Origin of the sequence: Pontibacter toksunensis, from assembly GCF_042686245.1 — a bacterium.
Classification (GTDB): Bacteria; Bacteroidota; Bacteroidia; order Cytophagales; family Hymenobacteraceae; genus Pontibacter; species Pontibacter toksunensis.
Genome location: NZ_JBHUOX010000066.1, coordinates 1 through 4,863 on the forward strand (window position 1 = coordinate 1; position 4,863 = coordinate 4,863).

Annotated in this window: 5 protein-coding genes and 1 pseudogene; 5 read left to right on the forward strand and 1 reads right to left on the reverse strand. The window is 47.8% G+C overall.

Annotated features, from left to right (window positions below):
• Positions 1-236: pseudogene (locus ACFS7Z_RS26975) on the reverse strand (hypothetical protein); the annotation flags it as partial.
• A gap of 51 nt (positions 237-287) precedes the next feature.
• Between ACFS7Z_RS26975 and ACFS7Z_RS26980 the strand changes: the two are divergent.
• From ACFS7Z_RS26980 to ACFS7Z_RS27000, 5 genes are all read left to right on the forward strand, one after another.
• Entirely contained in the window at positions 288-452 is a 165-nt protein-coding gene (locus tag ACFS7Z_RS26980) for a hypothetical protein (RefSeq protein ID WP_377492498.1), read from the forward strand.
• A gap of 149 nt (positions 453-601) precedes the next feature.
• Positions 602-1,150, forward strand: a complete 549-nt coding sequence (locus ACFS7Z_RS26985; RefSeq protein WP_377492501.1) for a hypothetical protein — start codon at positions 602-604, stop codon at positions 1,148-1,150.
• A gap of 131 nt (positions 1,151-1,281) precedes the next feature.
• Complete coding sequence (gene lepB, locus ACFS7Z_RS26990) at positions 1,282-2,376, forward strand: signal peptidase I (protein WP_377492504.1); 1,095 nt, start codon at positions 1,282-1,284, stop codon at positions 2,374-2,376.
• Between the two features lie 160 nt (positions 2,377-2,536).
• Entirely contained in the window at positions 2,537-4,006 is a 1,470-nt protein-coding gene (locus tag ACFS7Z_RS26995; RefSeq protein ID WP_377492507.1) for a TlpA family protein disulfide reductase, read from the forward strand.
• A 287-nt stretch (positions 4,007-4,293) separates the two neighbouring features.
• The gene (locus ACFS7Z_RS27000) at positions 4,294-4,512 is read left to right on the forward strand and encodes a hypothetical protein (protein ID WP_377492510.1); all 219 of its coding nucleotides are present in this window, start codon (positions 4,294-4,296) and stop codon (positions 4,510-4,512) included.
• Positions 4,513-4,863 lie beyond the last annotated feature (351 nt).

The window sequence follows — 4,863 nt, forward strand, 5'->3', positions numbered from 1 at the left end:
TCCTTTGCCTTCTCTGTCTTCAGGAGGTAGGGAATCAGCCCGAGCCTGATTTTCTCAACCGCCTCTTTCCGGTCTTCATCGTCCGTGGCGGTGGCCTGCCTGATGTACTGCTTCACCTCATTCATCCGGGAGAAGGCATCCCGCCCCTCAAACTGGAGCTTGTACTCACGGCCTCCGCTTCCCGTGGTCTGCGCTGTAATCAGGATGTAGACGTTGGCCTGAAAACGGTCATTCACATAGTCCACGAAAGGTATCTCCCGCCTGATGTAGTCCCTGTCGCAGTAGGTTTGGCAGTCCAGGAAAACGCGCAGGTTGTCGACTTTTTCCGCAGGGGACTGCGCAAGAGAGGTGCTGACGCAAAGAAGCGCGAGCAGGAGATGGAAGATTGTTTTTCATATGACGGAATCATAGTAAAGTGGCAAAATGGAGCAGGAGATGCAAGCTTTACTTGAATTTACACAATTATTCTGTTATACATAGCTTTTGTATATTCATAAAATATTAATATCCGTTGTAATAAAAAATGAAGCGGCAGATGCCGCAGAACTTACTTTACCTATGGAGGAGTCTCATATTTTGATTTAAGATAAAAAGCATACCTATGAAAGCGAAACAGTTTATCCTCTGTCTGCTCCTGTTGGTGGCCTTTACTGAGGGGAAAACCCAAACATTAAACGGAAGGCTTTTAGAAGTACCCACTTTGGACAGGGAAGGGCTGCCGAGTGAAGTGCTGAAAGTTGACATGTACGACAAGGACTGCATCCATGTGGTAGACGGCTTGGTAGCCTCCTACAGGGACGTTGTTTCCAACCAGCAACTGGTGCATTTTGAGCGGGCAGCGAGCAGGGAGAAGCTGACGGAACTGGGGTTCAAGGACGGGCAGTGCGTCATAGTCAAATCTACCGCTGACCTTGACATTGAGAACTACATCTACAGGCAGGTGCACGAGCAGGTACAACAGGTTGGCATTGAGTATAAACTGCCCATTGCCGTAAACGGAAAGCTCCTCCCTTCCTACACCGACAGACGGAATAAGCTAAGCATAATTAAGCCTGAGCAAATAAAGAGGGTCAAGTTCCTCAACAAGGCGGAGGCGCAGGGCAGGTATGGGGACAGGGTTGTCTTTGGCTTGATAGAAATTACAGTGTAGGAAGAGAACAACCTGCCGACACAGCAGCCAAAGCCGTGGGGCATAGTCTGATTATAAAACTGAGGGCGCAGGCAGAAACGTCTGCAAAAAAACAGGAGGGGCATGCTCTACCATTATCATAAGTTGTCTACATGAAATTCAAGCTATTTAAAAAGAAACCAGCAGCAGAAACTAAGAAGAAAAAGAGCTTTGCCCGTGAGTGGGGAGATGCCATTCTCTTTGCCGTAGTGACTGCCAGCCTGATAAGGTGGGGAACGGTGGAGGCCTACACCATTCCCACACCTTCCATGGAGAGGTCGCTGCTTGTCGGGGACTACCTGTTTGTGAGCAAACTGCACTACGGACCACGCACGCCCATTACACCTTTGCAGGTGCCGCTTACGCACCAGACTATCTGGGGCACAAACATTCCCTCTTATTCAGATGCCATTCAGCTACCCTCTTACCGACTGCCCGGCTTCTCTGATGTAGAACACAACGATGTGGTGGTTTTTAACTTTCCCCCAGAGAAACATCACCCCACGGAACTTCGCACCAACTATATCAAGCGTGCTGTCGGCTTGCCAGGTGATTCTCTTGAGATTCGTGGCAGGCAGGTGTTCATAAATGGCAACCCATTGGCTATGCCGGTGCAGGAGCAGTATAAGTACTACATCAAAGCAGACCAGCGACTGAGTGAGAAGTTCTTCCTGGGCAGAAACATCAGGTTGCATGATGTGATGCTTTGGGATGAGGGATACGTCATTGATGCCACTCCTGAGCTGGCTGCACAGCTCAAATCGCTTGACTTCATAAAGGATGTTGCGCTGTGGGAGCAAACAGACGCTCCCGGGGATGTTTTCCCACAGTCAAAAAGCCTGGACTGGAACAAGGACAGCTTTGGTCCGCTGTACATCCCCCGAAAGGGAGCTACCGTAGCCATAACACCCCAGTCCCTGCCATTTTACCAGAAGGCAATTTTGGCCTATGAGCATAACGAAGATGCAGCTGTTAGAGACGGGAAATTGTACATTGGCGGCAAAGAGGCAGAACAGTACATCTTCAAGCAGGACTATTACTTCATGATGGGCGATAACCGGCATAACTCCCTTGACTCCCGTTACTGGGGTTACGTGCCGGAAGACCACATTGTCGGAAAAGCAGTCTTTATTTGGATGTCATCAAACGAGTATGGTGGCCTCTTTGACAAGATCAGGTGGGAAAGAATTCTCAATACTGTTGAATAAGCAAAAGAATTAAGAAGAGAGGGAAGATAAACAAAAGCTCTGCTAAGGCAGGAATGGTTTTGATTCCGCAAGCGTAAGATAAGTTTGATATTACTTTGTCCTACTTGGGCCAAAGCTGTTTTAAAGACCTGTAAAGTTTAACCTCTTTAAGCTCACCATCATGAAACGCCTCGTTCTCTTTCTTCTTTGTGCACCGCATGCTTTAGTAGCACAAACCATTTTTACAGGTAATGTTCAAAACGGTTCAGGGGATAAAATCTTTATTGCTCACCCCATAGAGGGACATTATAATACAACCATTCAAGAGGTGGAGTTAGACCAGCAGGGCAGTTTCTCCCTAAGCTTACCCATGACGACAGCTGGGTTCATCTACTTCAGGTTTAACGGGTACAGTGGAAGAGTCTTTGCAGAACCAAACAGCAAGGAATCTATCAGCTTAGATAAAACGGCACCTGGCAACACCCTCACCTTTTCGGGAGAGCATGCGAAAGAGAATGCCTTCCTGCACTCGCTCAAACGTGAGAAATCAATCAACGGCAGAGCCAGTTCCCCCCTTGCGCGGGAGCTTCTGAAAGACTCTGTTTCAGAGACAGTCCTGCGGAAGGTGCTGCAACTAAGGGACAGGGAGCTAAAGGAACTGAAAGCCTTCGCTCAGAAAAACAGGAAATCCAAAGCCTTTGTTGAGTCTGTAGAACAGGACATTCGGTACTATTACCTGGCTGTGTTTGGGGAGTTAGCAGTGAACCAGTATATGCTCAAAGAAAGGGGGAGCCCCTCCTTCTTCAATGCCGCCTGGGGTGATACCTGGACGAAGGCCATGCACCTGGAGCCAATATCCAATGACAAGGCACTGGCAAGTTCAAACTACGAGCTCTTCATTCGGGAGTACTTTGACTGGTACCAGGACATGTACTTAAAGCAAATGCCCCAGGATGTTGACAGCAAGCGAGGGGAGCATTTTTTAAAAAAAGAGAAGCAGATGAAAGAGTCGCTCACTGGCCAAGCACTGGAAATCAGTTTAGCAGCAATGATTCGGTTGGGAGCCATTCAGAAAAGATATGAGCCTGCTTTAGTAGAGCTTTACAACCGTTTTGCGGCTGAGTACCCCCAAAGCCCTTACACCCCGCATCTAAAAGAAGTGGTGGACCCGATTGTGGCGTATTGGGAGGCCCAGAAGAAGGAATTGGCAGAAGGAATCAGATTTCCGAGCAACTATGAAGGTATAAATTCGCTTCAGGAGCTTTTGGCCCCTTTAAATGGGAAAGTAGTGTTTGTGGACCTTTGGGCAACATGGTGCGGCCCTTGCAAGGAAGAGTTCCGCTTCAGTGAGCAACTGCAACGGTTTTCCAGGGGAAAAGACATAGAACTGCTTTACGTTTCCATGGACAAGCCAGAGCGGGAAAGCAGCTGGAAGGAGATGATTAAGTTCTATAACCTTAAAGGGCACCATGTAAGGGCAAACGAGCAACTGGAGAAGGAGATTCTGGAAAAGTTCGGCAAGAACGGAGTTCTGCCTATCCCTCGTTACGCAATTGTGGATAAAAAAGGGAACATTGCCGTTCTGGATGCAAAAGAACCAAGTACAACCAAGGAGCTGTATGAGCAGTTAGAGCTGTACTTAAGAAACTGAAAAGTAAAAGAAAAGAACCAACCGCTAATGGTTCCATACAGGCGGTCTTGGTGAACATAAGAGGCATTATTGGCCATGCTCTAGCTACCTTCTGTTCCATTTATTTTTTTAGTTCAACCTTCTCTTCATCCCAACATCCTCACTTTTGCTGGTACAGCGATGTCACAACAGGGTACTATGGCATTTCCATAGTTTTCGCCACCGACCGCCACCATGTGTAACTTATAAGTCTAAATATTCGTAAATAACTATATATTATATTGATTATATAATAGCCCCTTACAACTATGGCGATAGCTCTGACTTTGACTGGCCTCATCTTACTGGTGTGCACCCTGTGCAGCGCCTTTGTTCTGTTCCTAAGTCATGAGGAAGAGCCGGACAGAGGCTACGGCTGGGTACAGAAACCCGATGCCCCTCTTATGCGCATTGCCTCAGGGGGTGAAGTGGAGAATGCCCCCACGCACCTGCCTCAGACCATGGAGAAGGTTGCAACAGGCTCCTGAATCGGATGACTACTATGGCCGGGTCTGAAAGGAAACAGCATCACTGTTTCGTCAGATTCCTCTAAAGCGGTACCTACACCTACGCCAGCTCTGAAATGTAAAGCGGTTCCAGGTAAGGCTCCAAGCAGCTGCTCTCTTCAAACCAAGCGCACGGTGCCTGGGGTTTCAGGCCTACTCCCCACTCTTTCCGAAACTGCCTCCTGCAGAGATAGATTATATTATACTATCTATATATTAGGAGAATTGATTACTTTTGGCTGGCTCCTGTGGAAGTCCCCTTGGAGTCACTGAAAACCAACCGATTCAACTTAAAAACAGAGGGTGCAGACATGAAACTGACAAAGGTATTAA

Coding starts and splice junctions, on each gene's coding strand:
- ACFS7Z_RS26995 (WP_377492507.1), top strand. CDS start 2,537: ATGAAACGCCTCGTTCTCTTTCTTCTTTGTGCACCGCATGCTTTAGTA.
- lepB (WP_377492504.1), top strand. CDS start 1,282: ATGAAATTCAAGCTATTTAAAAAGAAACCAGCAGCAGAAACTAAGAAG.
- ACFS7Z_RS26985 (WP_377492501.1), top strand. CDS start 602: ATGAAAGCGAAACAGTTTATCCTCTGTCTGCTCCTGTTGGTGGCCTTT.
- ACFS7Z_RS27000 (WP_377492510.1), top strand. CDS start 4,294: ATGGCGATAGCTCTGACTTTGACTGGCCTCATCTTACTGGTGTGCACC.